Here is a 24,778-nt window from a genome sequence, read left to right as displayed (position 1 = left end):
TAGCCCTGGTGCCTGTCGGCGGCGGCGTGGGCGCCGGCCGGGGCCGGGCGCTGCGCCGGGTGGTCTTGGTCGGTCATCGTCGCTTCCCGTCGTGTGCGGAGGTGCCGGAGGTGCCGGGGCCGCCGGAGGCGCCCCCGCCGGGGCGTTTCGCGGTGCCGCGGACACGGCTGACCCGGGGGGCCGGAGGGGGCGGCGGTGCGTCGCGCTCCGGCTCCCGGTCCGGGTGGCCGTGCCCGGCCGGGGACGGTCCGGTGCGGCCGGCGGCCGTCCGCGGGGTCCCGGACCCTCCGGCTGACCGCCCGTCCGGCCGCCGCACCCGGTCCTCCGGGCCGGCCCCGTCCGGCAGCGGTTCGTCCTCGGGCGGCCCGGCGGTCCGGGAGGACTCGGCGGCCCGGGCGCGTCCGCCGCCGGAGACCCGCGAGCGCGCGACGCCCGTCCGCTCGTCACCGGGGCGGGAGCCGCGCCCGGTGTCACTGCCGGCGCGGCGGGAGGGGCGGTCCGCGTCCTCCTCGTACCGCTCGCGGAGCACCTCGCCCTTGAGCGGTTCGCGGCCCCGGTCGTCGTCGTGGCCGCCCGGCTCGTCGGTACCGGCCTCCAGCGCGCGCGCCAGGCTGCCGCGCAGCCGGCCGCCGCGCCGGGCGGCGGTCTCGAACAGGCCGTCACCGTCGCGGAGCACCTCGTCGAGGACGGCGCGCTCCAGCTCCGCCTGCTCGAAGGGCTCCCGGTCGGCGTCGCCGCGCTCCAGGACCATGCGCATGACCTCGCGCCGGACCTCCCGCTTCTCCGCCTCGCCCTTCTCGATCCAGGCGAGGGCGGCCCGCGGGCCCTCCCTCTCCATGATCCCGGCGATCAGGCCGTCGACGCCCTCCTCGCGGATCATGTCGAGATGCCGCCCGCGGCGCATGCCCTCCAGCCGGGTCTCGCGTACGACGTCCCGGAACTCCCGCCCGCTGGTGGCGATTTCGTCCTCATCGACGAGCAGCTCGATCTGGATGTTGCGCAGCCGGACCGCGTCGTCGCCGCTGAAGCCGGCCAGGGCCGTGTTGAGCGCGGCCTCCGCCTCGTGGAACTCCGCGATGTCGTAGTCCCGGGCGACCGAGCGCAGCGTCCGGCGCAGATGGCCGTACAGCGCGCCGCTCATGTCGCGTATCCCGCGCGAGACCACCTTGGCGGGGTCCGCGACCCGGCACACCAGGTCGACCCGGCTGCGGAAGGAGAAGGTGGGGTCCCGGCTCAGCAGCGGGATGTCGAGGATGAGCCGGTGCTCCGTCATGTCGACCGTGAAGACGCTGCGGTACGCGCCGAACCGCGACGACGGCACCTCCTCACCGCTGCGGATCGTCAGCGAGGGACCGCTGTCCCGGACGAGGACCAGGGCACGCCCGGGGTCCGGCGGCCGCAGCGGGTTCGTCAGCCGCCACCTGGGCAGGTCCTCACTGCCCAGGACCGGGTCATAGGACTGTTCCTCCATGGTTCCCCCTCTCCCTCCCGTGCTGTCACACGCACGTGTTCCGTCGGTTCGCGATGCGTTCGGCGGGTCGGCGGCCCGGTCATGAGCCGTGCTCCACGATGCGGAGCACCCGGGCCGCGCCCGCCGACGGGTGATCGCGGTCGCGGGCCCATCTCTCCAGCCACCACAGCAGCCGGTCACGATGGCGTCCGGGCCTGCGCGCGACGGAGACGAGGAGCGCGCCGATCTCGTCGAGGGCCCCCGGGCGTCTGTCCGCATACACGTCGATCCACTCGTGCAGGGCCTCCAGGGCCGAGTCCTGCACCGGTCGCCGGGCCAGTGCCCGGGCCCACAACTCCGTGAGCCGGTCGCGGTGACGTGGCAGCCCGCTCAGCAGCACGGGCACTCCCGGGACGCCCGCGCGCCCGGCGTCGTCCTCGTCGATGACCGGCTGCTCGTACGGCCGGGACACCGCGAACACGAAGGCGGACAGCGACTTGACGACCATGGGGGACAGGTCCTGCGGCTCGGACCACTCCAGGTAGGCGTCGAGCAGCGCCGCCGCCCGGCCCTGGTGGACGAGGTGGACACCGCCCCACGCCACCGAGGGCAGCGTGCCCCAGTCGTCCTCCCGGTCCAGGGCGCTGCGCAGCACGGCCACGGCCCGCTCGGGCTCCGTACGGCCGAGGAGTCCGCCCACGGCGTTCGCGGCCGTGCCGGCGAGCCGCCGCTGGTACGCGGAGGCGTCGCCGCGCGCCCAGCGATGCAGCAGCTCCCACACCGCCTCGGCCGTCTCGGGGCGGCTGCCGGCCACCCCCAGGGCGGTGGCGGCGGCCTGCCGCAGGGGCCAGGAGGTGCTGCCCGCCCACGTCGTGAGGAAACGGTGCACGGCGTAGTGGGGGTCGGCCAGCGCCAGGACGCCGGCCGCGACCGAGGCCCGGGCGCGCACCTCCAGGTCGGGGTGGTTCAGGAGCCCGCGGAGCCAGCCCAGCACGGCGTCACGACGGCCGTCGAGCGCGTTCCACGCGTAGGCGAGGATGACCTGCCCCAGCAGGGAGTTGCGGAAGCGCACGCGGGGCGCACCGGCCCCGAAGCCGCCGTCGTCGGGCAGATCGAGCCGGATCCACTGCTGTTCGTGTCCCAGCCGGTCGCCGAAACGCAGGTCCGGTGGGGCCGGTTCGGGCGCGGAGAGGGCCGTGCGCAACTGCACCGCGGCGTCCGCGACGGTGAGATACGTGCTGCCCTCCAGGACGGCGGCGGCGAGGGCGAAGGAGACCGACTCGGGCTCGCGGTGCCGCTCGAACCAGGTGCGCACCTGCTCGCTGGGGTCGCGCAGCCGGGCCACCGCCGCGGCCACATCGCCGCCCGCGCTGATGACGGAGGCGAGCCGGGCGGCGTTGCGTGCCGCGGGCTGCTCCCGCAACGCCCCCACCGCTCCCGTGCCGTCCAGCAGCGCCCGCAGGTCCGCGTACGCGTCCGCGGTGCTGCCGTGGCCGAGGACGCGCCGCTCGACCACGGCCACCGGGTCGACCGGGGCGAGCGAGTGCCGGGCGAGGTGGTCGCCGCCGGGGCCCGCCGCGAGCACCGCGAGATCGTGCCCGCCGGTCAGCACCAGACGGCAGCCGGATCCGCGCAGCGCGGCGGCCACGGCGGCCCATCGCGCCGCCCCGCCGCTCGTGGCGGCGGCCGGCGGGAACGCCCCGCGCGCGCCGAACGCGGCCGCCAGTTCCTGCGCCCCGGCCGAACCCTCCTCGACCGCCGCCAGGTACCCGGAGTCCTTGACCGGGGGTTCCCAGCCGGGCTCCAGCACGACCGACGGCGTCAGGATCCGGTGGCAGCCGCCCTCGCCGCCGCCGTCCAGTGCCATGGACTCGGCCAGCAGGTTGACCGCGGTGGCCTCCCGTCCGCTGCCCGGCGGACCGGTCAGCACCAGCAGCCGCCGTTCGCACAGTGCTTCCAGGGCCTCGTCGTAACCGTCGGGCTGGACGAAGAGTTCGGTGTGCTCGGCGACGTCGGTCGCGTCCATGGCGAGCACGGACGCACCACCGGGCCGCGCCGCGGTCCCGCCGGGGCCGCCGGTGTGGAAGCCACCGCCGAAACTGACGGTGTCGTTGAACAGGGCCAGGGTGCCGATGCGGGTCCCGGAGGCGTCGGCGTTGAGCCGCTGGGCGATGAGGTCGGCGATGGCTCCCGCGCGCAGCGCTTCGGACCGCTCGGCATCCGCCCGCCCGCCGTCCTCCGCGAGGGAACGCAGCGCGTCCTTCTCGCTGACGGGCCCGTCCCGCTCCTCGGCGGGTGTGCGGTCCTCGGGTGTCGCCGCGCCGTCCTTCGCCTCCGGCGCCCCACCGTCCTCGGCGTGACCCTTGTGAGGGCTCTTGGGGTCCTTGGGGGAACCGTCCTTGTGCTCGGTGCCTTTGGCCCCGGCACCGGGGCTCCCGGAGGAGGTCTCCTCGCTCATGCTCTGCTCTTCGCCTTCGGATTCTCGGGCGTTCGGTGCGGTTCCGCACGGGAGGTCCCGGGCGACCGCGCGGGCGCGGGTGACTGCCGAGGGGTGACGAACGGGCGGCGGCGAACACCGTCGGCGGATCCTCCGTCCGGCTGTCCGGCCGGGCCGCGGGCGGTGGCCACGGGCAGCCGCCCGTGCGGACGGCCCTCGGCACTGCCGTGCCGCCCCGGGCTCTACGACGTCTTCCAGTCCCCTTGCACGTCGACCTTGCCGTTGAACACCTGGGCGTTCTTGATCAGCGCAGCGCTGATCTGCGCGCCGCCGCGGCCCTGCGCGGCGACGGCCTCGTCGACCAGGCGCCGGATCTCCGTCTCGAAGCCCGGGTCCAGGAGCATGTGGGCGGCGAGCTGCCGTTCGAGGTCCTCGTGGGCGCTCTCGTCGTCGGGGGAGCGGGTCACGCGGTCCAGTGCGTCCTCGGCGTCCGCGTTGCCGCCGAACCGGGCGCGGATCCGCTCGACGAGGCGTGCACCGCCGCTCCAGCCGGACCGGCCGGCCTCCTGGCCCGCCGTCTCAAGCGCTCCCTTGACCACGAGCGCGACTCCTGCCGCCGCGACGGCCGTCACCGGATCCATGCCGTTCCCCCGAGTTGCTGCGCACAACAGGGGAGTCAATGTAGGGGGCCCGTGGGGCCTCAGGGGGGTCTCCTGGCAGGTTGGCTGAAAGTGACTGAACCGTCACCGGGGTGACAGGCGTGCCGAGGCCGCCGGAACAGGCCGCCGAACCGGGGTGGCGAACCGGAGGGCCGAAGAGGTCGGACGGGGAGAAGTTGACGTGAAAGGGTCTGCTCGAACACGGTGAACGCGTGTGTCCCGACGGGGCGGAGGCACGGCCGGAGAGCCGGGACGCGCCGCCCGGGGGCCGGGACGTGCCGCCCGGGGGCCGGGACGTGCCGCCCCGGGGCCGGGAAGCGCGGCCCGAGGCCGAGGACGCGGGGCCCGACACCGAGGGGCCCGCTGCGCCTCCGGACGCGGTCCGATACAAGAGTGACCGCCCGTGATGTCGGACCCGGCCGTTAGTCTCGGGGATCATGAGGCTGCTGCACACTTCCGACTGGCATCTGGGCCGGGCGTTCCACCGGGTGGACATGCTCGGCGCCCAGGCCGAGTTCATCGCCCACCTCGTCGCCACGGCGCGCGAGCGGGGCGTGGACGCGGTGGTCGTGTCGGGGGACGTGTACGACCGCGCGGTGCCGTCGCTCGCCGCCGTCGAGCTGTTCGACGAAGCCCTGCACCGCCTCGCCGGCGCGGGCGTGCCCACGGTGATGATCTCCGGCAACCACGACTCCGCGCGCCGCCTGGGCGTCGGCGCCGGGCTCCTCGGCCGCGCGGGCATCCATCTGCGCACGGCGCCCGCGGCCTGCGGGACACCGGTGGTGCTGGCCGACGCCCACGGCGACGTCGCCTTCTACGGCCTGCCCTATCTCGAACCGGGCCTGGTGAAGGACGAGTTCGGGGTCGAGAAGGCGGGTCACGAGGCGGTGCTCGCGGCCGCCATGGACCGGGTCCGCGCCGACCTCGCCACACGCGCGCCGGGTACCCGTTCCGTCGTCCTCGCCCATGCCTTCGTCACCGGCGGCGAACCCAGCGACAGCGAGCGCGACATCACCGTCGGCGGGGTCGCCGCGGTGCCCGCCGGAGTCTTCCACGGCGTGGACTACGTGGCCCTGGGCCATCTGCACGGCAGCCAGGCCATCAGCGGGCGCGTGCGCTACTCCGGCTCCCCGCTGCCGTACTCCTTCTCGGAGGCCGATCACCGCAAGAGCATGTGGCTCGTCGACCTGGGGGCCGGCGGCTCGGTGACGGCCGAGCGCGTCGACTGTCCGGTGCCGCGGCGACTCGCCCGGATCCGGGGGCGGTTGGAGGAGCTGCTCGCGGACCCCGGTCTTGATCGGCACCGGGAGGCGTGGGTCGAGGCCACCCTCACCGACCCGGTGCGGCCCGCCGAGCCCATGGCGCGGCTGGCCGAGCGCTTTCCGCACACGCTCAGCCTCGTCTTCGACCCGGAGCGCGGCCCGCAGGACGCCGGCGTGTCGTACGCCCGCCGGCTGGCGGGCCGCTCCGACCGGCAGATCGCCGAGGACTTCGTGGCCCATGTGCGCGGGGCGGGACCCGACCCAGGCGAACGGGCCCTGCTCCAGGACGTGTTCGACGCGGTACGCGCGGACGAGTCGGACGAGTCGATCCGCGGGGCCGCCCGGTGAGGGCCGCCACGGCCGGCGGCGACGGGGAGGGGAACCGATGAGGCTGCACCGGCTCGACATCACCGCCTTCGGCCCCTTCGGCGGTACCCAGACTGTCGACTTCGACGAACTGTCCGCCGCCGGGCTGTTCCTGCTGCACGGACCCACCGGCGCCGGCAAGACATCCGTCCTGGACGCCGTGTGCTACGCGCTGTACGGGGCCGTGCCCGGCGCCCGGCAGAACGGTCAGGGCATGACCCTGCGCAGCGACCACGCCGCGCCGGGGACGCGCACCGGGATCCGTCTCGACCTGACGGTCGCCGGGCGCCGGCTGGAGGTCACCCGGCTGCCGCCCTGGCAGCGCCCGAAGAAGCGCGGCACGGGCACGACCACCGACAAGGCGGAGAGCCGGTTGCGCGAGTACGACGCGACGGGCGGCACCTGGAAGGACCTCAGCCGCTCCCACCAGGAGATCGGCGAGGAGATCACCCGGCTCCTGGGCATGAGCCGGGACCAGTTCTGCCAGGTCGTGCTGCTGCCCCAGGGCGACTTCGCCCGCTTCCTGCGCGCAGACGCCGAGGCCCGCGGCAGGCTGCTCGGCCGCCTCTTCGACACCCACCGCTTCGCCGAGGCGGAGAAGCGCCTCGCCGAGCGGCGCCGCACCGCGGAGGCCGACGTGCGCGACGGCGACGCCGCGTTGCTCGCCGACGCACACCGGATGCAGCAGGCGGCGGGCGACGCGCTGCCGCTGCCGGACCTCACGCCGGGCGACCCCGGGCTCGCCGACGCCGTCCTGGACTGGGCCGCCGTCGCCCGCAGCACGGCCCGTGAGCGGCTCAGCGTCGCGCAGTGCGCGCGCACGGCCGCCGAGTCGGCGCGCGCCACCGCCGAGCGCCTCCTGGACGACGTACGCGAACAGGCGCGGCTGCAGCGCCGATTCGCCGAGGCCCGGGAGCGGGCGGCGCTGCTGCAGGACGGCGCCGACGCCCATCGTCAGGCGTGGGCGCGCATGGAGCGCGCCCGCAAGGCGGAGGCCGTGGCACCCGCACTGGATCTGCGTGAGGCCGCCGAGGCCGAGCACCGGCGAGCCGCCGCCGAGGAGGCACGCACGCGGGCCCGGCTGCCGCGGCCCCTCGCCGGGGCCGGGGCCGCGGGGCTGGCCGCCGCGGCACGCCGGGCCGCCGAGGAACTCGGCGGCCTGGAGTCCGCCCGCCGCGCCGAGCGGCGCCTGGCCGAACTCGCCGCGGAGCGGGCCGGGCTGGACCGCGAGGAGCGCGCCGACGAGGCGGTCCTGCAGGACGCCGAGGGCTGGCTCGACCACTGGGAGGACACCCGTACGGGCCTGCAGAACCGGATCGACGCCGCCCGCCAGGCCGCCACCCTGGCCGAGCAGTTCGCGGTGCGGCGTGAGCCCGCGCAGCAGCGGCTGGCGGCGGCCCGCAGGCGCGACGAGCTCGTACGGCACGCAGAGGCGGCCGAGGCCCGCGCCCTCGCCGCCCGCGAACGGGCGCTGAAAGCCCGTGAACACTGGCTGGACCTCAAGGAGCAGCGACTCCAGGGCATCGCGGCGGAACTCGCCGCCGGCCTCGTCGACGGCGAACCCTGCGCCGTCTGCGGCGCCGTCGACCACCCCGCGCCCGCGCGGAAGGTCGCCGGGCACGTCGACCGGGAGACGGAGGAGCGCGCCCTCGCCGCCTGCCGGAGCGCCGAGGGAGAACTCGCCGACGACGAACGGCGGCTCGGCACCCTGCGGGAGGCACTGGCCGCCGCCACCGCGGAGGCAGGCGACGCGCCGGCCGACCGGCTGACGGAGGAAGCCGAGGAACTGGAGCGGCTCTACGGCGCAGCCCGGCTGGGCGCCTCGCAGCTGCACGCCGCGCAGGAGGAGCTCAGAGGGGCCGGGCACGAGCGCGAGCGGCGTGCCGCGGCCCGGCAGGAGGCCGCCCTGCGCGGCGCGGCCCGCCTCTCCCGGCGGGAGGCACTCGAACAGGAACGGACGGCCCTGGAAGCGGAGTTGGCGCGTGCCCGGGGAACCGCCGTGAGCGTTGCCGCCCGCTCGGCGCAACTGGAGGGCGACGCCGCCCTGTTCACCGAGGCGGCGGACGCGGCACGGGCCGCCGAGGACACCGCGCAGCGGCTCAAGGACGCCGACGCACGCCTCGCCGACGCCGCCTTCCGCGCCGGGTTCGACACCCCGCAGGCCGCGGCCGCCGCCCTCCTCGACGACGCCGCGCACCGCGAGCTGCAACGGCGGCTGGACGCCCGGCAGCAGGAGGAGGCCGCCGTGCGCGCGATGCTCGCCGAGGCCGGCCCGGCGGCCGCCGCGCAGCGGCCGCCCGCGGACCTCCAGGGCGCCGAACGGGCCGCCGAGGCCGCGGCCCGCCGGCTCCAGGAGGCGGTCTCCGCCCAGGACGCGGCCGCCCGCCGCTGCGCCGAACTGGACCGGCTGTCCGCGCGCGCGACCGCCTCGGTGCGGCGGCTGGCGCCGCTGCGCGGGGAGTACGACCGGGTGGCCCGGCTGGCGTCCCTGGTGGCCGGCACCTCCGCGGACAACGGACGCAGAATGCGCCTGGAGTCCTATGTGCTCGCCGCCCGCCTCGAACAGGTGGCGGCCGCCGCGACCGTGCGGCTGCAGCGCATGTCCTCCGGCCGCTACACCCTCGTCCACTCCGACGACCGTTCCGGACGCGGCCGCAGCGGGCTCGGACTGCATGTGGTCGACGCGTGGACCGGGCGGGAGCGCGACACGGCGACCCTCTCCGGGGGCGAGACGTTCTTCGCCTCGCTCGCGCTCGCCCTCGGCCTCGCGGACGTCGTCACCGACGAGGCCGGCGGGGTCCGTCTGGACACCCTCTTCATCGACGAGGGGTTCGGCAGCCTCGACGACCAGACCCTCGACGAGGTCCTCGACGTGCTCGACTCCCTGCGGGAGCGGGACCGCAGCGTCGGCATCGTCAGCCATGTGGCGGACCTGCGGCGGCGCGTCCACGCGCAGTTGGAGGTCGTGAAGGGCCGGACGGGCTCGGTGGTGCGGCAGCGGGGAGCGGGCTGAGGCCGGCTCAGCGGCCCAGGGGGCGGCGGGGCAGGGGCGACGAGTAGACGACGCTCGTCGTCACCGAACCCAGTGTGCCGATCCTGCCGGACACCTCCTCCAGGTGCCTCATCGAACGTGCCGCGACCTTGATGACGAAACAGTCGTCACCGGTGACGTGGTGCGCCTCCAGGATCTCGGGTGTGGCGGCGACGAGGTCGTGGAACGGCTTGTAGTTGCCGTTGGGGTAGCGCAGCCGCACGAACGCCAGGATCGGCAGGCCCAGCCGCTCCGGGTCGACGACCGCCGCGTACCCCTGGATGACACCGGCATCCTCCAGCCGGCGCACCCGGTCGGTGACCGCGCTCGCCGACATGGAGACGGCACGGGCCAGCTCCGCGAAGCTGGCGCGGCCCTCCCGCTGGAGGACGTCGAGGATGCGCCAGTCGGTGGCGTCCGGGGAATACGCGGTCACTGCCGATGAATAGCAGGGGAATCACCGGCCGAGCAAGGGGAGGACCGTGGATCTCTCCTTCAGCCCGGGGAGCGGCGGCCATAGATTCTCAGCCGTCGGACCGAGGCGGCCGGAGCGGACGGCGCGCCGGAGCCGCGGGACCGGGAAGGACCACGGAACCATGACCACGACGACCGACGCGACCACCACGAGCACCACGAGCACCACGAGCACCGTGAACCCCGTGCTGCGGGTCCCCCCGGCCGCCCCGGCCACCGCCGCCGCCCACTTCCGGGCGAGCCTCGCCCTCCACGCCGACGTGTCCGATGTCGCCGCCGCGCTCTCGGCCGGCGGCGACCCCGGCTTCGTCGTCCTCGACTCGCGTTCCACGGTGTCCTGGGAGCAGGGCCACATCCCCGGCGCGGTGCACCTGCCCACCGCGCTCATCCCCGAGCAGGCCGGGCAACTCCTCGACAGGGCCGTCCCGGTGGTCACGTACTGCTGGGGGCCGGGCTGCAACGGCGCGACCCGGGCGGCCCTGGCCCTCGCCGAACTCGGCTTCCAGGTCAAGGAGATGCTCGGCGGCTTCGAGTACTGGGTGCGCGAGGGGTTCGAGTACGAGAACCGCGGGGGCCGCGAACGCCGCGCGGCGGACGTGCTCACCGCCCCCGACGAGGCGGCGGATTGCGGATGCTGACCGAACGGAACCCATGACTCCGCCACCGTCCCTGCGTGTAGCTTCTGGGCATGGTCAGATACGCGGATCCAGGTGCGGTCGAGTGGGTGGAGTCGGGCGGCGGGCCACTCATCGCGATACCCGAGGTGGTGCTGCCGTTCTGGGCGGGCGCCGACGGCGACGAACTGTCCTCCGACTACGACCGGGCCTGCGAGGTCGACGGGCAGATCGGGCTGCTGCCGGTCGGTGACACCCGCGCCCTGGTGCTGGGCGACGATCCCGCCTCCACCGCCTTCCTGCCGGAGCACGGCATGTTCGTACGGTGGTGCGCCGCGGACTCCGAGGCCGCGCTGCTCGCCCGGGTCCCCCAGGCGCTCGACGTCGCGGAGTGGGAGCCGGAGGTGCAGTGGGACGTGCCGGGCCCGGTGGTGCTCTTCGACGCCGCCTGGCCGGGGAACGAGTCCGTGCGCACCGACCATCTGCGCGTATCGCTGGAACCGGGACGGTACACGGTACGGGCGGCGTACGTGGAGCCCGGTCCCGAGATATGGGTGGGCCTCGTGCAGATGCGGCGGACGGGGGCCTGAGCCCGGGACCGGCGGTGCGCGGGCCGGCGGTCCGGGGCGGCCGGCGAACTCGTCGGCCCGCAGGGCGGCATCCGGCGCCGGTGGCCGGGCCCGCGCCGACGGCACGGCCCGGCCACCGGACGCGCGGTCAGAGCAGGGACAGCTCGTCCACCAGGTCGTCCAGGCCCAGTGAGCCCTGGGAGAGCGCGGCCATGTGCCACGCCTTCGCGTCGAACGCGTCGCCGTGGCGCTTCCTGGCGTTCTCCCGGCCCAGCAGCCAGGCACGCTCGCCCAGCTTGTAACCGATCGCCTGGCCCGGCATCGACAGGTACCGGATCAGCTCGCTCTCGACGAAGTCCGCGGGACGGCTGCTGTGGGAGCCGAAGAACTCGTGCGCCAGCTCCGGCGTCCAGCGCTCACCGGGATGGAAGGGCGAGTCCGCCGGGATCTCCAGCTCCAGGTGCATGCCGATGTCGATGATGACGCGGACCGCCCGCATCATCTGGGCGTCCAGGTAGCCGAGCCGCTGCTCCGGATCCGTGAGGAAGCCCAGCTCGTCCATGAGGCGCTCCGCGTACAGGGCCCAGCCCTCCGCGTTGGCGCTGACGCCGCCCACCGTCGCCTGGTACCGGGAGAGGTCGTCGGCCACGTGCGCCCACTGGGCCAGCTGGAGGTGGTGGCCTGGGACGCCCTCGTGGTACCAGGTCGAGACGAGGTCGTAGACCGGGAACCGGGTCTGCCCCATGGTCGGCAGCCAGGTCCGGCCCGGGCGGGAGAAGTCGGCGGAGGGGGCGGTGTAGTACGGCGCGGCCGCGCTGCCGGGCGGCGCGATGCACGCCTCCACCTTCCGTACCCGTTCGGCGAGTTCGAAGTGGGTGCCGTCGAGCGCCTCGATCGCCTGGTCCATCAGGCCCTGCAGCCACACGCGGACCTCTTCGACGCCCTCGATGTGCGTGCCGTGCTCGTCGAGGTGGGCGAGCGCCACCCACGGGGTCGCGGCGTCCGGGAGGACCTTCTCGGCCTCCTTCTTCATCTCGCCGAGGAGGCGGTGGTACTCGGACCAGCCGTACGCGTACGCCTCGTCGAGGTCCAGGTCCGTGCCGTTGAAGTAGCGCGCCCAGCGGGCGTAGCGCTCGCGGCCCACCGTGTTCGGCGCGCCCTCGATCGTGGGTGCGTACACGTCACGCATCCAGTCCCGCAGTCCGACGACGGCCGCGGTCGCCGCACGGGCGGCCTCGTCCAGCTCCGTGCGCAGGGACTCGGGGCCCTGGGACGCGAAGTCCTCGAACCAGCCGCGGCCCTGCCCGTCCGTGTCGGACCACTCGGAGAGCTGCTCGACGAAGGTGGCCGTCGGCCGCGGGCCCGCGTACAGCTTGCGCTCCAGGCCCAGGGCGAGGGAGTCGCGGTAGCCGCGCACGGCTGCCGGCACGGCGCGCAGCCGCTCGGCGACCGCCGCCCAGTCCTCCTCCGTCGCGACGGGGGTCAGCGTGAAGACCTCGCGCACGCCGTGCACCGCGGTGTGCATGTTGCCCACCGTCCGCAGGCCCTCGTCGGCCTCGTGCACGGCGAGTTCGGCGGTGAGCCGCTCGCGCAGCAGTCGCGCGCACCGGCGCTCGATGTCACTGTCCGCGCCCGGGCGGCGCTCCGCCTCGTCGAGCCGCGCGAGGGTCTCCCGCGCCAGCTCGGCGAGTGCCTCCTGGCCCGCGGGCGAGGTGTCGGGAAGTCTGCTCGAACTCTCCTTCACGCCGAGGTACGTGCCGGTGATCGGGTCGAGGGCGACGAGGGCGTCGACGTAGGCGTCGGCGATCTCCCGGGGAAGGAGGCTCTTGGTGGTGTCTGACATGCGGACCATACTCATACGGCGACGTGGTCCACGTCACGGGGATTCCCCGCTCGGTTCACGCCTGTTCAGAAGGGCCTCAGGCGTGGCCGGGCGGCAGCAGCGGGCCGCAGTCCCACTGCTGGAAGATCAACCGTGTCTCCACCCGTGCCACTTCGCGGCGGGCGGTGAACTCGTCCAGTACCAGCCGCTGCAGATCCGTCATGTCCGCGACCGCCACATGCACGAGGTAGTCGTCGGGTCCGGTGAGATGGAAGACGGTACGGGACTCGGGCAGGGCACGGATCCGCTCCACGAACGGCCCCACCAGCTCCCGCCGATGCGGCCTGACCTGCACCGACAGCAGCGCCTCGAGGCCGCGGCCCAGCTTCGCCGGGTCGAGCCGCAGCTGATGGCCGAGAATCACTCCCGAGCGCCGCAGCCGGGCCACCCGGTCGAGACAGGTCGAGGGCGCGACCCCGACCTGCGCGGCGAGGTCGCGGTACGTCGTCCGGGCGTCGTTCTGCAGCAGCCGCAGCAGACGGAGATCCACCGGGTCCAGTACGACTGATTCGGCCATGCGCCGAACGTAACACGGGTTCCGCCGCCGTGACCCCGTCCGGTGTTCAGGCTGCCGCCCATGGATTCCCGTACTCATGACGCGTACGACGCGCAGGACGGATGCGTCGCCGCGGGCCACCCCGCCCGCCGGGCCTTCGCCACCGAGGCCGTGCACGCCGGCCGCGAGGACCTCGCGGCCCAGGGCCTGCACGCCGCGCCGCTGGACCTCTCCACGACCTACCCCTCCTACGACAGCCGTGGCGAGGCCGCCCGGCTCGACGCCTTCGCGGCCGACGGCGCGGAGCTGACGGGCACGCCCGTCTACGCGCGGCTCGGCAATCCCACCGTCGCCCGCTTCGAGACCGCGCTCGCCCGGCTGGAGGGCACCGAGAGCGCGGTCGCCTTCGCCAGCGGCATGGCCGCGCTGAGCGCCGTCCTGCTCGCCCGGAACGCGCTCGGGCTGCGGCATGTCGTCGCCGTGCGACCGCTGTACGGCTGCAGTGACCATCTGCTCACCGCCGGACTGCTCGGCTCGGAGGTGACCTGGGTCGACCCGGCGGGCGTCGCGGACGCGCTGCGTCCCGACACCGGGCTCGTGCTGGTCGAGTCCCCGGCCAATCCGACGCTCGCGGAGATCGACCTGCGCGCGGTCGCCCACGCCTGCGGTTCGGTGCCGCTGCTCGTCGACAACACCTTCGCCACACCCGTGCTGCAGCGCCCCGCCGGGCAGGGGGCACGACTGGTGCTGCACAGTGCCACGAAGTACCTCGGCGGGCACGGCGACGTGATGGGCGGGGTGGTGGCCTGCGACGAGGAACTGGCGCGACGGCTGCGCCAGGTGCGGTTCGCGACGGGCGGGGTGCTCCACCCGCTGGCCGGCTATCTGCTGCTGCGCGGCCTGTCCACGCTGCCGGTACGGGTCAGGGCCGCGTCAGCCACCGCCGCGGAACTCGCCCGGCGGCTCGCCGCCGACCCGCGTGTCGCCCGTGTCCACTATCCCCGGATCGGCGGCGCGATGATCGCCTTCGAGGTGCACGGCGATCCCCACGCGGTCATCGCCGGGGTGCGGCTGATCACTCCGGCGGTGAGCCTCGGCAGCGTCGACACGCTCATCCAGCACCCCGCGTCCATCAGCCACCGCATCGTGGACGCGACCGACCGCCGGGACGCCGGGGTCGGCGACCGGTTGCTGCGCCTCTCGGTGGGACTGGAGGACGTCGAGGACCTGTGGGCCGATCTGGAGGGCGCGCTGGGTTCCGAGCGGGCCGGGGGCGAGGTGCGGCGGAAGGAGACCGCGGGGCGGTAGGACCGGAGGCGCGGCGGCAGGAGATCACGCGTCTCCGGCCGCGGGGCGGTGGGACCGGAGACGCGGGGCGGCGCCCGGCACCCCGCCCCGTCCGCACGCCGAACGGCCCGGCGGAGCCCGCCGGGCCGTCGCGTCCGTCGTGTGCGCGCGGCGCGCGCCGTCAGTCCCGTGCGCCCCGCGTGCTGTGCTGATCGCGCGCCTGGCCGTACGGCGGGCGCGAGGCCACCGGGGTGGCGTCCAGCCGGGCCGTGATGACGAGGGTGCCCTCCTCGATCTGGTAGTCGAGGGGCAGTCCGAGGCCGCGCATCGCGGCGACCATGCCCGTGTTGGACGCCTGGGTGACCGCGTAGACGCTCTCGCAGCCGGCCTCGATCGCCATCGCGACCAGACGTCCGAGAAGTTCGCCGCCGATCCCGCGCCGCTGCCAGCCGTCCTCGACGAGCAGCGCGACCTCCGTCTCCTCCCCGTCCCACAGGAGGTGGCCGAGGCCGACGATGCGGCCCGACGCCGTCTGCACCGCCAGGGTCCGGCCGAAGCGCGGGCTGAGGAGGTGGTTGAGGTAGCGGTCCGCGTCCCTGACCGGGCCGTGGTAGCGCATGCTCAGTGTGCGGGGCGTGCAGCGGGCGTGCATCTCCTTGGCCGCGTCGAGGTCCGAGGTGCCGGCCCGCCGCACCGTGATCGCGTCGCCCTCCGGAAGCCTCAGCACGTCCTGGCCGCGCGGGGTGCGCGGACCGAGCCGCGCGTCCAGTTCCGTGAGCGCCCGCGCCCGCGCGAACTCGGTGGGCGTGAACGGCAGATACGGCCGCTCCACCGTGATCACCCCGCCCTCCGGTGCCCGCAGCCGCATCACCGTGTCCTCCAGGGCCCCCTCGAAGGGAGCGCCGTCCTGCGCCGGGCCGGAGCCGGGGGTGGCGGCGGGGAGTGAGCGAATGGTGCACCGGCCAAGCAACTGCCGCAATGCTAGCGGAAGTTCGGCGGGGTCCAGCGCGGTGCGCATGGCAAGGCCCAGCGCTCGGGTCGGCGCGTCCACCAGGTCGTGCGCGTCGGCCCGCTCGATCCAGGTCCCGGCACCGCCGGCCAGCGAGACGGCCCGTGTGATGCCGGCCGCGTCCCGCTCCGCCGGCGCGCGCAGCAGGAACTCGTCCACGGTGCCCTGCGCCAGTGGATGCGTCTGCAGGGTCAGGATGTCCACCCGCAGCCCGGCCAGCGCCGTGCACAGCGCGGCCAGCGAGCCCGGCTCGTCCCTGACCGTCGTCCGCATCCGCCACAGCGCGGTCGCCCCGGCGGCCGCGTCGGTGTCGGACGGCCCGGCCTGCTGCCCGTCGGCGAGCGGCCGGGCGCCGGTATCACTCGTGGGCGGCGCATGACCGTGGCGGCGTGCCCACCAGGTGTGGAAACCGGCCGTCGCGGCCAGCACCGCCGCGGACAGCACCAGCAGCGCGGGACCGTCGGGGCCGTGCCCGATCAGGTTGGCCGTCACGTCCGCCACCGCGACCGCCGTGAAGAGCGCGGCCAGTTCGACCACGTCCCGTCGCCAGTGGTGCACCGGGCGACCGTGCCGCGCCCGCGTCACATCAGATACGTCTGGAGTCATGCAATCACTGTGAAGGAAGGGTGTTGCGTGATCACAAACGCTTTGTGTCTGATCGGTTAAGTGTCGTTCTGCCCTATTTGTTGTTCTCTTGACGAACGCCGGGGTGGCCTTCCGGGGGGAGGGCGGCAGGCGGAACGCCGCGCACCGGGGGATGACTCCGGTGCGCGGCGTGGTGTCCGAGGGTACGCGAGCCGGTGGCCGACGGGGCGACAGGCGCGGTCCCGGCGGGCCTCGGCAATCCCTCCGGGCGCGTCCTCGGGTCAGGGCCCTCCCGGGCGCGTCACTGGCCCACGCGGCCCGGCTGCAGCACCTGTGTGAACAGCACGGTCCCGTCCTGCTCGCGCAGCCGGACCGTCAGCTCCCCGCTGTCCCCGTCGATGTCGACCTGGCCGAAGAACTGGTAGCCGCCGGCGGGCGAGACGTTCGGCACGGCCGGCGCCTTCACGAAGACGCGCTCCGGGCCGAAGGTGCCGTCGAGCGTGTTCGCCGGGAACGCGCCGGCGTTGAGCGGCCCCGAGACGAACTCCCAGAACGGCTCGAAGTCGGTGAAGGCGGCGCGCGAGGGCTGGTAGTGCTGCGCCGAGGTGTAGTGCACGTCGGCCGTCAGCCACACCGTGCCCGTGATCCTCCGGTGCTTGACGAACCGGAGCAGTTCCGCGATCTGCAGCTCCCGCCCGAGCGGCGCGCCCGGATCGCCCTGCGCCACCGCCTCGATGTTCGGCCTGCCCTCCGTGGTGTCCGGCACGATCAGGCCGAGCGGCATGTCGGCGGCGATCACCTTCCACACCGCACGCGAGCGCAGCAGCTCCTGCTTGAGCCACGCCAACTGCTCGGCGCCCAGGATGCCCTGCGGGTCGGCGGTCTGGTCGTCGGGCGAGTTGGCGTTGCGGTAGGTGCGCATGTCGAGGACGAAGACGTCCAGCAGCGGACCGTGCCGCACGACCCGGTACACCCGGCCGTCGCCGTCGCCCGGCCGCAGCGTCGGGATGGGGAAGTACTCGCTGAACGCGCGCCGGGCGCGGGCGGCGAGCACATCGATGCTCTTCTCGGTGTAGCGGCCGTCGGAGGAGGCGATGACCTCGCCCGGGTACCAGTTGTTGCGCACCTCGTGGTCGTCCCACTGGATGATCGACGGCACCTGGGCGTTGAACCGCCTGAGGTTGTCGTCCAGCAGGTTGTAGCGGAAGTTGCCGCGGAACTCGGCCAGGGTCTCGGCGACCTTGGACTTCTCCTCCGTGGTGATGTTCCGCCAGGTGCCGCCGTCGGGCAGGGCCTGGGTGGGGGAGATCGGCCCGTCGGCGTAGACGTTGTCGCCGCTGTGGAGGAAGAAGTCCGGGTCGAGTCCCGCCATCGCGTTGTAGATCCGGTAGCCGCCGAGATCCGGGTTGATGCCCCAGCCCTGGCCCGCCAGGTCGCCGGACCACAGGAAGCGCACCCCGCGGCGCCGCCCGAGCGGCGTCGTGCGGAAGGTGCCCGTCACGGGCTCACCGGTGCGCCGCGGGTCGTCCGGGTCGGCCAGGAGCACCCGGTAGTGGATCTGCTCGCCCGCCGGGAGTCCGTGCAGCCGCGTGGTGCCCGTGAAGTCCGTGTCCGCGCCGATCAGCGGGCCCTGCCAGCGGCGGGGACTGCGGAACGACTCCGTCGCGGCGGTCTCGACGATCATGCGGGCCGGACGGTCGGAGCGCACCCACACGAGACCGGAGTGGGCGCTCACGTCTCCGGCCTGGGCGCCCCATCCGGCCTTCGGCCGTCCCGACAGGGCGAACGCCGGTGCCGCGCCGAGCGCGGCGGGCAGGGTCAGGGCCGCCGACGCGGCCAGCGAGCCGCGCAGGACGCTGCGGCGGCCGGGGAAGGGACGGTGTGACATGGATGCGCCTCCAGGGACGTGTTCCGGCCGATGGGCACTGTCACAACTACTGGTGCGCCGCAGCGCACACGGAAACCACAAGTGAACAACTCACCCCGCGCACCCGGAAACCACGCCGCGCCGGCCCCGGCGTCCGACGAGGCCGCGCCTCCCGCACGCTGCCGGGCCGTCCGCCCCCCTTTCCGGCGCCCCCCTTTCCGGCGCCCGGTGTGCGCGCACCGGCCGGCGCCCCGGCGGGCGACGTGACGAGGACTTCCGGCCGGCATGCCGCTCCTCGACGGGCCGAGGCGGCCCGCCGGGGCACTAGACGCGCACGGCGTCCGCCATCACCCGTACCCCGTCCCGGATCCGGGAGGGCGACAGATGCGCGTAGCCCAGCACCAGCGGTACGCCGCCCTCGGCCACCGTTCCGTACGCGGCGGGCGGCCGCACCGCCACACCGGCCGCCGCCACCCGCTCCAGGAAGCGCTCCGGTGGTCCGTACCGCTCGGGCAGACGGGCGATGACATGCAGACCGGCCGCGATCCCGGACACCTCGGCCCCGGGGAAGTGCTCCCCCAAGGCGGACACCAGGGTGTCGCGACGCTCCCTGTAGGCACGCTGGCAGCGGCGCAGATGCCGGTCGTAGTCGCCGCGCTCCACGAACCGGGCCAGCAGCGCCTGGTCGACGACCGGGTGCCCGAGATCCATGGTCCGCTTGAGCCCGACGACCTCCTCGGCGAACGACTCCGGGACGAGCAGCCAGCCGAGGCGCAGCCCGGGGGCGAGTGACTTGCTGACCGATCCCGTGTAGGCGACGCGCTCGGGGTCGAGCCCCTGCAAGGCGCCCACCGGAGCACGGTCGTAGCGGAAGTCGCCGTCGTAGTCGTCCTCGATCACGAGTCCGTCCACCGAGCGCGCCCAGTCCAGCAGTTCGGCGCGCCGGTGCGCGGAGTAGGCGATCCCGGAGGGGAACTGGTGGGCGGGTGTCGTCATGACCGCCCGGACGCCCGCCTCGTGCAGCGGCCCCACGGCCAGCCCCTCCCCGTCCAGGGGCAGTGGCACGCCCGTGACGCCCGCGGAGGCGTAGAGCGTGTGGTGGTCGGGGCTCCCCGGGTCCTCGATGCCGACGGCGCGCACCCCGCGCGCGTGCAGCACGAATGCCAGCAGCGTGACCGCCTGGGCCACCCCCGAGACCACCACGATCCGTTCCGGGTCCGCGACCACGCCCCTGCGGCGCGCCAGCAGTTCGGCGAGCGCGGTCCGCAGCCGGGGCAGCCCCCGGGGGTCCGGGTAGCCCAGCGCGTGGTGGGGGAGTTCGGCCAGCACCGCCCGGTGGGCGGCCGTCCAGGCCGCACGCGGGAACAGGGACAGATCCGGTGTGCCGGGCAGGAAGTCGGCGCGGGCGCCGGGGGAGCGGGGGGCGAGGTCACGCGCCCGGGGGCGCGCCGCGCGCACGGCGCCGCTCACCCAGGTCCCCGCTCCCCGGCCGCTGCGCAGGTACCCCTCGGCGGTCAACTGCTCGTACGCCTCGGTCACCAGTCCGCGCGACACACCGAGATCGGCGGCCAGTTCACGGCTCGACGGCAGCCGGGTGCCCGACGCCAGCCGCCCGGAGCGCACCGCCTCCCGCAGCGCGGCCTGCAAGGTACGCCCACGCGCGCGTGCCGGTGCGGCGGCGGCCGGGAGCAGCACCTCCCAGGCGGCGGCCCAGGGCGCCGCACCGTCCGGCGCCGAGCCAGCCGCCGAGGGCGTGCCGCCCCCGGCGGCCCCTGAACTGGTCCCCGATGGTGTCATGGAAATGGACCTTAATCCGGTCCGCCCCACTGCCTAGCGTCACCGGCATGAACCCCGCCACCGCCCGCGGAGCCCTGCTCGCGGCCCTCGCCTGCGTCCTCGTCGGAGGCTCCTTCACCGCCAACAGCCTGTTGGGCCACTACCCGTACGCGGGAGGCCAGTTCCTGCGCTACGGCCTGGCCTGTCTGCTCCTGTCGCCGCTGGCGGGCAGGGGCGGCGCGGTGGCGCTGCGCCGCCTCGGGGCACGCCGGTGGGGGCGGCTCGCCCTGCTGGCCGCGGTCGGGATGGTGGGATTCAACCTCGCGGTGATCGCCGCCGAGCACTCCGCGGAGCCGGCGGTTCCGGGGGTCTTCGTCGGGTGCGCCCCGGTGGCCGTCGCCGTCGTCGTGCCGCTCCTGGAGGGACGACGGCCCCAGCGGCGCGTGCTGCACGGGGCGCTGCTGGTGGCCGCCGGCGCTTTCACGATTCAGGGGTGGGGCCGCACCGACGGCTCCGGAATCGTCTACTCCGCGTGCGCACTCGTCGGTGAGGTCGGGTTCGCGGTGCTCGCCGTGCCGGTGCTGCGCCCCCTGGGGCCGAGGCTGCTGTCGGCCACGGTCTGTGGCATCGCCGCGGCCGAGTCGGCGCTCGTCGGGCTCCTCGTGGACGGCCCCGGATGGCTGCGCCTGCCGGACCGCACGGAGGCCGCCGCGCTGCTGTGGCAGGCGGCGGTCGTCACCGTCGTCGGCTTCGTGTGCTGGTACATGGGCATGCAGCGCATCGGAGCGGAGCGGGCCACGCTCTTCTCCGGCCTCATCCCGGTCGCCGCCGCCTGCACCGCGCCGGTGGTCGGCACCGGCGCGTACGGGGTGGCGCAGGCCGTCGGCAGCGGGCTGGTCGGCGCCGGGGTGGTCCTGGGCTCGGGCGCGTTGCGGCTCGGACGCTCAGCGGCTGCCGTCCAGGATCACCCGCGCGACCAGCGCGGGGTCGTCGTTCATCGGGACGTGCCCGCAACCCGGCAGCCGTACCAGCCGCGCCCTGGGGATGATCTGCTTGGCGCGGACACCCTGACGGCGCACCAGGAGCCGGTCCCTGGTGCCCCAGGCCACCGTGACGGGCAGCCCGGGCACGTCCTCCGTGAACCGGACGGACGTGCCCGCCCGGAGGGTCTCGGCGAACCCCTCGGCGCGGGCCAGCGCGAGCGTCTCGGCGACGACGGCCTCGGGTGAACGGCGGTGCGGGCGGGCGTAGATGGTGCTGGTGAGCACCGTGCGCCCCGCCGCGGTGCGGGAGAGCCGTTCCACCACCGGCAGGGGCATCCTGCGCGCGGTGTGCCGCATCGCGAGGAGCACCGCGAACGCGTACCGCCGCTCGGCCGGGGTCCAGAATCCGGCGGGGGAGAACGCGGTGACGGACCGTACGAGCTTCTCACGGCCCAGTTCCAGGGCCAGCAGGCCGCCCAGGGAGTTGCCCGCGACATGCGGGCGGTCGATCTCCAGCGCCCGGCACAGTGAGCCGAGGGCGGGCACCACGGTCGGCACGTCGTAGGCGAGTCCGTCCGGAAGGGCGGGGGACGCGCCGAAGCCCGGAAGGTCGACCGCGATCACGTCCCGCTCGGTCGCCAGGATGTCCACCACCGGGTCCCACGCCTGCCGGTGATGGCCTATGCCGTGCAGCAGGAGGAGCGGCTCCCCGGCGCCCACGCGCGCGTAGGAGACGGTCACGGTCCGCGGGCCGTGCGGAGAGGGAACGCTGAAGGAGACCGTGGCGGCCATGCTGCTGCTCCTCGTCTGGGGACACTGGCGAAGTTACGTAGACAGCTTGTCAGCAACTGCTACTGGCGGGTAGCCCCGGGCTGGGAACCCGCGGCGCGGCGCCGCCGGCGTCGACCGGCCGCGCGAGGTGAAGGCGCGCCGCTGCAAGCCGGCCGGGGACCCGCGGACGCCCTGCGCCAGCGCGCCTGTGCGGTCGGCAAGTGATCGAGGATTGGTCTTGACCAAGGGTGGGTGCCGCCCTATGGTCGCAGAGAAGTGCAACAACCTTTAATAAACAAGGGCGCTAAAACGCCGCCGGGCCACGGCGATTGCGGAGGACAGGGTGGGGACCACGCAGCTGGAATCGGTGCCGGAGCCCAAGTACTGGCACCTCAAGACCGTGCTCACCGAAGCACTCGACTCCGAGTTCTCCGTAGGTGAGATCCTGCCGAACGAAAGGGACCTCGCGGCCCGTTTCGGCGTCGCCCGTGCCACGCTCCGCCAGGCCCTCGAACAGCTCGAACTCGAAGGCCGGCTGCAGCGCCGCCGCGGCGTCGGCACGACCGTCGCCCCGCCGCGCGTCGGGGTGGCGGTCGGCTCCGAGCCGCACGCCTGGCCGGGCGCGCCCGGCGATGCCTGGCGGCCCGTGGACTGCACGGTCGCGCTCCCGCCCGGTGCGGTGGCCGGCCTCCTGGAGACCGGCGGGGACGAGCGGGTGCACACGGTGCGCCGGTCCCGGGTGACGCACGGCCAGCCCGTCGCCGCCGAGCTGCTCTACGTCCCGGACGTCTCGGTGCCCGACCTGTCCGCCATCGACGCGCCCTCCGGCGCCGCACGCGCGCGGGCCGTGCTGCGCGAGCTGCAGCGTCTGGACCTGGAGGGCCAGGACCAAGCCGTCGAGCTGGGTTCGGTCAGCGCCGAGGACGCCAAGGAACTGGACCGGCTCCCCGGTGCGCCCGTCCTCGTCGTCACCACCCGCTACTACGCCGAGGACCGTACCGCGGCCGTCTCCGTCGCGACGTACCGCGCCGACACGTGCCGCCTCACCTTCGGCGACGCCGGGAGCGTCCAGATCCACCACGACCCGGAGCGCCGCGCCTCCTGACGGCCGCGCCGTGCTCCGGTGACCGCCGTGCTCCGGTGACCGCCGTGCTCCGATGACCGCCGTGCTCCGATGACCGCCGTGCTCCGATGACCGCCGTGCTCCGGGACACCGGGTGCGGCGCCGCCGCGTGCAGGCGCCCGGACTCCGCGGCGCGCCGAGATCAGCGCCGTCCCGTCACCGTGCCCTCCACCGCGAACAGCTGCTCCTCCACGTGGTCCAGCGCCAGCCGCAGCGCTCCCGTCGCCACCGCGGCCTCGCCCAGCCGGGACAGCGCCACCTTCGGCGGACGCAGACAGTAGCGGGCCAGCTCCTGGCGCAGCGGCTCCAGTACGCCGTCCAGGCCCGCCGCCCAGCCGCCGACGACGACCAGTTCGGGGTCGAGGGCGAGGACGAGCGCCGCCACGTCGTGCACGAGCCGCTGGATGAAACGCTCCACCGCGGCGCGGGCCCGCTGGTCGCCGTCGCGGGCGAGCGCGAACACGTCGGCGACCTGCTGCTCGTCCAGCGGTTGCAGCGGCTCGTCCGTCGTCGACAGCAGCGTCTCCGGGCTCGCCCCGCGGCCCAGCAGGTGCAGCGCCCCGATCTCCCCGGCCGCCCCGCCGTAGCCGCGGTGCAGCCGCCCCCCGATCAGCGCCCCCGCGCCCGGGCTCAGCCCCGCCAGTACGAACACCACGTCGTCGGACTCGGTGGCGGCACCCTTCCAGTGCTCGGCGACCGCCGCCGCGTTGGCGTCGTTCTCGACCAGCACCGGGCATCTGAAGGACCGGCTGAGGCGTTCACCCAGCTTCAGACCGGTCCACTCCGGCAGGGCGGTGCCCAGGCGCACGGTGCCGTCCGCCTCCACGATCCCCGGGCTGGCCACGCCGACCGCGCGCAGCGAGCCGCGGGCCACCCCCGCCCGGCGCAGCAGTTCGGCGACCGCGCCCCGCAGCCGCTCCAGGCGCTCGTCCGCCGGCGCCGTCTCGGCCACCTCCTTGGACACCGTGCCCAGTTCCCGGCCGTCGAGGTCGGCAAGGAGCGCCGTCACCCGGTGGGCGCCCACGTCCAGGCCCAGCAGATGGCCCGCCTCCGCCCGGAACCGGAATCTGCGCGCCGGGCGCCCCTGCCGTCGCGTGGCGCCCTCCTCTGCCGCCTTCTCGACCACGAGCCCGGCCTCGATCAGCCCCTCGACCACGCCCTCGACGGTCGGCCGGGACAGCCCGGTCACCCCCGTGATCTCGGTGAGCGTCGCGCAGTCCGTGGCGCGCAGCGCGTGCAGCACCACCGCGGAGTTGATCCGCCGCAGCAGAGAGGGATCCCCGCCGGTCAGCCGCCCCAACGTCCGTCCTCCCAGCTCGTGCGCGTGTTGGGCGGATCGTACTCGGCCCGGCGCACCCCCGCGAGAGCCGGGCTCTGCGGCCCGCGGACCGGCGCCGGGCGCGGTGCCGGACCGTGGCCGCCGGTTCACGGCCCAGGCGGTGGCGATCCGGGGCCCCGTCCTCGCCGCCGGTCCGGTCACCGGGGCGTGAGCCTCCCGGTGGACCGGGCCGTCCCCGGTGCCCGGGCGAGGGGACGGACCTGAAATGCCGGGCCCGTGGACGGGACCCGCCACGGCGGTTCGGCGGGCGCGGCGCTGCTCGCGAGAGCGCGGAGCCCAAAGTACCGGGACCCCTGGTGCCGGACGGCTGTTGAGGCCCCGCCAGATGTCAGTGGGCGCTGGTCTACTGGAGTCATGACCATCGACCAGCACCTGGCCGCGATCGACCTGCTGTGCGCGCGGGAGTTCCCCGCGCGGCGCGGCAGGTCGGACGTGGGCTTCGGGGGACCCGGGTTCCACGTGGTCGTGTTACGGACGAGCGTCGGTCTCCGGACGGGGGACGGTGCGGAGCGGGAGCGGACGGCGGAGGACTTCGACGCCTGGAAGGAGGCGATCGCCCGGAGGCTGGACGACCGGTGGGGGCAGGGGCGGTTCTGGGGGCCGCTGACCGCCGGTGTGCGCATGGCCCGCGGCGAGGAGATACCGGAGCCCTGGGCGACGCTCGGCGTCCTGGTGCACGAGCTGCGCCTGTGGCGGGTGGACGGAGCCGGACGGTGGGTGGCCCTCGGCGTGGCCGAGCGCGACGCGACGGACGAGATACGCCTTCTCGCGGCCGTCACGGACCAGGACCCGCCCTGA

The 24,778-nt window shown here is 74.9% G+C and carries 18 protein-coding genes and 1 pseudogene; 8 read left to right on the top strand and 11 right to left on the bottom strand.

All coding sequences use genetic code 11. The features are described 5' to 3' along the window. Positions 1 to 73: 73 nt before the first annotated feature. From ACZ79I_RS05235 to ACZ79I_RS05225, 3 genes are all read right to left on the bottom strand, one after another. Complete coding sequence (locus ACZ79I_RS05235; RefSeq protein WP_471494515.1) at positions 74 to 1,471, bottom strand: hypothetical protein; 1,398 nt, start codon at positions 1,469 to 1,471, stop codon at positions 74 to 76. Between the two features lie 79 nt (positions 1,472 to 1,550). Beyond that, positions 1,551 to 3,908, bottom strand: coding sequence for a hypothetical protein (locus ACZ79I_RS05230; protein ID WP_471494513.1), 2,358 nt, complete (start codon positions 3,906 to 3,908; stop codon positions 1,551 to 1,553). 221 nt (positions 3,909 to 4,129) lie between these two features. Then, complete coding sequence (locus ACZ79I_RS05225; protein ID WP_471494511.1) at positions 4,130 to 4,528, bottom strand: hypothetical protein; 399 nt, start codon at positions 4,526 to 4,528, stop codon at positions 4,130 to 4,132. A gap of 455 nt (positions 4,529 to 4,983) precedes the next feature. Between ACZ79I_RS05225 and ACZ79I_RS05220 the strand changes: the two genes are divergently transcribed. Continuing rightward, positions 4,984 to 6,156 carry an exonuclease SbcCD subunit D gene (locus ACZ79I_RS05220; protein WP_471494509.1) on the top strand — a complete coding sequence of 391 codons (1,173 nt, stop codon included), beginning with the start codon at positions 4,984 to 4,986 and terminating at the stop codon, positions 6,154 to 6,156. 37 nt (positions 6,157 to 6,193) lie between these two features. Next, positions 6,194 to 9,187, top strand: coding sequence for an AAA family ATPase (locus tag ACZ79I_RS05215; protein WP_471494507.1), 2,994 nt, complete (start codon positions 6,194 to 6,196; stop codon positions 9,185 to 9,187). Between the two features lie 7 nt (positions 9,188 to 9,194). Here ACZ79I_RS05215 and ACZ79I_RS05210 read toward each other — a convergent pair whose 3' ends face one another. Then, entirely contained in the window at positions 9,195 to 9,641 is a 447-nt protein-coding gene (locus ACZ79I_RS05210; protein WP_471494505.1) for an Lrp/AsnC family transcriptional regulator, read from the bottom strand. Positions 9,642 to 9,801: 160 nt separating this feature from the next. On the opposite strand from ACZ79I_RS05210, the gene ACZ79I_RS05205 reads away from it, so the two are divergent. Both ACZ79I_RS05205 and ACZ79I_RS05200 read left to right on the top strand, forming a co-directional pair. Beyond that, on the top strand, positions 9,802 to 10,317 hold the full coding sequence (locus tag ACZ79I_RS05205) for a rhodanese-like domain-containing protein (protein WP_471494504.1): 516 nt from the start codon (positions 9,802 to 9,804) through the stop codon (positions 10,315 to 10,317). A gap of 50 nt (positions 10,318 to 10,367) precedes the next feature. Then, entirely contained in the window at positions 10,368 to 10,883 is a 516-nt protein-coding gene (locus ACZ79I_RS05200; RefSeq protein ID WP_471494502.1) for an immunity 21 family protein, read from the top strand. A 127-nt stretch (positions 10,884 to 11,010) separates the two neighbouring features. On the opposite strand, the gene ACZ79I_RS05195 is transcribed toward ACZ79I_RS05200, so the two are convergent. Beyond that, positions 11,011 to 12,705, bottom strand: a complete 1,695-nt coding sequence (locus tag ACZ79I_RS05195; RefSeq protein WP_471494500.1) for a DUF885 domain-containing protein — start codon at positions 12,703 to 12,705, stop codon at positions 11,011 to 11,013. 76 nt (positions 12,706 to 12,781) lie between these two features. Then, positions 12,782 to 13,261, bottom strand: coding sequence for an Lrp/AsnC family transcriptional regulator (locus tag ACZ79I_RS05190; RefSeq protein ID WP_471494498.1), 480 nt, complete (start codon positions 13,259 to 13,261; stop codon positions 12,782 to 12,784). 60 nt (positions 13,262 to 13,321) lie between these two features. Here ACZ79I_RS05190 and ACZ79I_RS05185 point away from each other — a divergent pair, with 60 nt between their 5' ends. Then, a complete protein-coding gene (locus tag ACZ79I_RS05185) occupies positions 13,322 to 14,548 on the top strand; it encodes a trans-sulfuration enzyme family protein (RefSeq protein WP_471494496.1) in 1,227 nt (408 codons plus the stop codon). 160 nt (positions 14,549 to 14,708) lie between these two features. Here ACZ79I_RS05185 and ACZ79I_RS05180 read toward each other — a convergent pair whose 3' ends face one another. The 3 genes from ACZ79I_RS05180 to pdxR all read right to left on the bottom strand — a co-directional run bounded on the left by ACZ79I_RS05180 (position 14,709) and on the right by pdxR (position 19,785). After that, on the bottom strand, positions 14,709 to 16,142 hold the full coding sequence (locus ACZ79I_RS05180) for a GNAT family N-acetyltransferase (RefSeq protein ID WP_471494494.1): 1,434 nt from the start codon (positions 16,140 to 16,142) through the stop codon (positions 14,709 to 14,711). Positions 16,143 to 16,422: 280 nt separating this feature from the next. Further along, positions 16,423 to 18,009 (bottom strand): alkaline phosphatase D family protein, encoded by a 1,587-nt coding sequence (locus ACZ79I_RS05175; RefSeq protein WP_471494492.1) that lies wholly within the window; start codon positions 18,007 to 18,009, stop codon positions 16,423 to 16,425. A gap of 303 nt (positions 18,010 to 18,312) precedes the next feature. Continuing rightward, a complete protein-coding gene (pdxR, locus tag ACZ79I_RS05170) occupies positions 18,313 to 19,785 on the bottom strand; it encodes a MocR-like pyridoxine biosynthesis transcription factor PdxR (RefSeq protein ID WP_471494490.1) in 1,473 nt (490 codons plus the stop codon). Here pdxR and ACZ79I_RS05165 point away from each other — a divergent pair. Then, positions 19,776 to 20,240, top strand: a pseudogene (locus tag ACZ79I_RS05165) (EamA family transporter); the annotation flags it as partial. The gene pdxR and the pseudogene ACZ79I_RS05165 sit on opposite strands and share 10 nt — an antisense overlap. A gap of 468 nt (positions 20,241 to 20,708) precedes the next feature. Here the strand turns inward: ACZ79I_RS05165 and ACZ79I_RS05160 are convergent. After that, on the bottom strand, positions 20,709 to 21,539 hold the full coding sequence (locus ACZ79I_RS05160; protein WP_471494488.1) for an alpha/beta fold hydrolase: 831 nt from the start codon (positions 21,537 to 21,539) through the stop codon (positions 20,709 to 20,711). Positions 21,540 to 21,861: 322 nt separating this feature from the next. Here ACZ79I_RS05160 and ACZ79I_RS05155 point away from each other — a divergent pair, with 322 nt between their 5' ends. After that, positions 21,862 to 22,623, top strand: a complete 762-nt coding sequence (locus tag ACZ79I_RS05155; protein ID WP_471494486.1) for a GntR family transcriptional regulator — start codon at positions 21,862 to 21,864, stop codon at positions 22,621 to 22,623. A 160-nt stretch (positions 22,624 to 22,783) separates the two neighbouring features. On the opposite strand, the gene ACZ79I_RS05150 is transcribed toward ACZ79I_RS05155, so the two are convergent. Then, positions 22,784 to 23,941 carry an ROK family protein gene (locus ACZ79I_RS05150; protein ID WP_471494484.1) on the bottom strand — a complete coding sequence of 386 codons (1,158 nt, stop codon included), beginning with the start codon at positions 23,939 to 23,941 and terminating at the stop codon, positions 22,784 to 22,786. A 393-nt stretch (positions 23,942 to 24,334) separates the two neighbouring features. Here ACZ79I_RS05150 and ACZ79I_RS05145 point away from each other — a divergent pair, with 393 nt between their 5' ends. Further along, on the top strand, positions 24,335 to 24,778 hold the full coding sequence (locus ACZ79I_RS05145) for a hypothetical protein (protein ID WP_471494482.1): 444 nt from the start codon (positions 24,335 to 24,337) through the stop codon (positions 24,776 to 24,778).

Source organism: Streptomyces sp. PSU-S4-23 (assembly GCF_055632315.1).
The sequence above is the reverse complement of the archived record's forward strand: the minus strand, read 5'-3'. Positions and strand labels throughout refer to the sequence as shown.

Coding starts and splice junctions, on each gene's coding strand:
- ACZ79I_RS05195 (WP_471494500.1), bottom strand. CDS start 12,705: ATGTCAGACACCACCAAGAGCCTCCTTCCCCGGGAGATCGCCGACGCC.
- ACZ79I_RS05225 (WP_471494511.1), bottom strand. CDS start 4,528: ATGGATCCGGTGACGGCCGTCGCGGCGGCAGGAGTCGCGCTCGTGGTC.
- ACZ79I_RS05160 (WP_471494488.1), bottom strand. CDS start 21,539: ATGGCCGCCACGGTCTCCTTCAGCGTTCCCTCTCCGCACGGCCCGCGG.
- ACZ79I_RS05145 (WP_471494482.1), top strand. CDS start 24,335: ATGACCATCGACCAGCACCTGGCCGCGATCGACCTGCTGTGCGCGCGG.
- ACZ79I_RS05185 (WP_471494496.1), top strand. CDS start 13,322: ATGGATTCCCGTACTCATGACGCGTACGACGCGCAGGACGGATGCGTC.
- ACZ79I_RS05180 (WP_471494494.1), bottom strand. CDS start 16,142: ATGACTCCAGACGTATCTGATGTGACGCGGGCGCGGCACGGTCGCCCG.
- ACZ79I_RS05235 (WP_471494515.1), bottom strand. CDS start 1,471: ATGGAGGAACAGTCCTATGACCCGGTCCTGGGCAGTGAGGACCTGCCC.
- ACZ79I_RS05230 (WP_471494513.1), bottom strand. CDS start 3,908: ATGAGCGAGGAGACCTCCTCCGGGAGCCCCGGTGCCGGGGCCAAAGGC.
- ACZ79I_RS05190 (WP_471494498.1), bottom strand. CDS start 13,261: ATGGCCGAATCAGTCGTACTGGACCCGGTGGATCTCCGTCTGCTGCGG.
- ACZ79I_RS05205 (WP_471494504.1), top strand. CDS start 9,802: ATGACCACGACGACCGACGCGACCACCACGAGCACCACGAGCACCACG.
- ACZ79I_RS05200 (WP_471494502.1), top strand. CDS start 10,368: ATGGTCAGATACGCGGATCCAGGTGCGGTCGAGTGGGTGGAGTCGGGC.
- ACZ79I_RS05215 (WP_471494507.1), top strand. CDS start 6,194: ATGAGGCTGCACCGGCTCGACATCACCGCCTTCGGCCCCTTCGGCGGT.
- ACZ79I_RS05175 (WP_471494492.1), bottom strand. CDS start 18,009: ATGTCACACCGTCCCTTCCCCGGCCGCCGCAGCGTCCTGCGCGGCTCG.
- ACZ79I_RS05220 (WP_471494509.1), top strand. CDS start 4,984: ATGAGGCTGCTGCACACTTCCGACTGGCATCTGGGCCGGGCGTTCCAC.
- pdxR (WP_471494490.1), bottom strand. CDS start 19,785: ATGACACCATCGGGGACCAGTTCAGGGGCCGCCGGGGGCGGCACGCCC.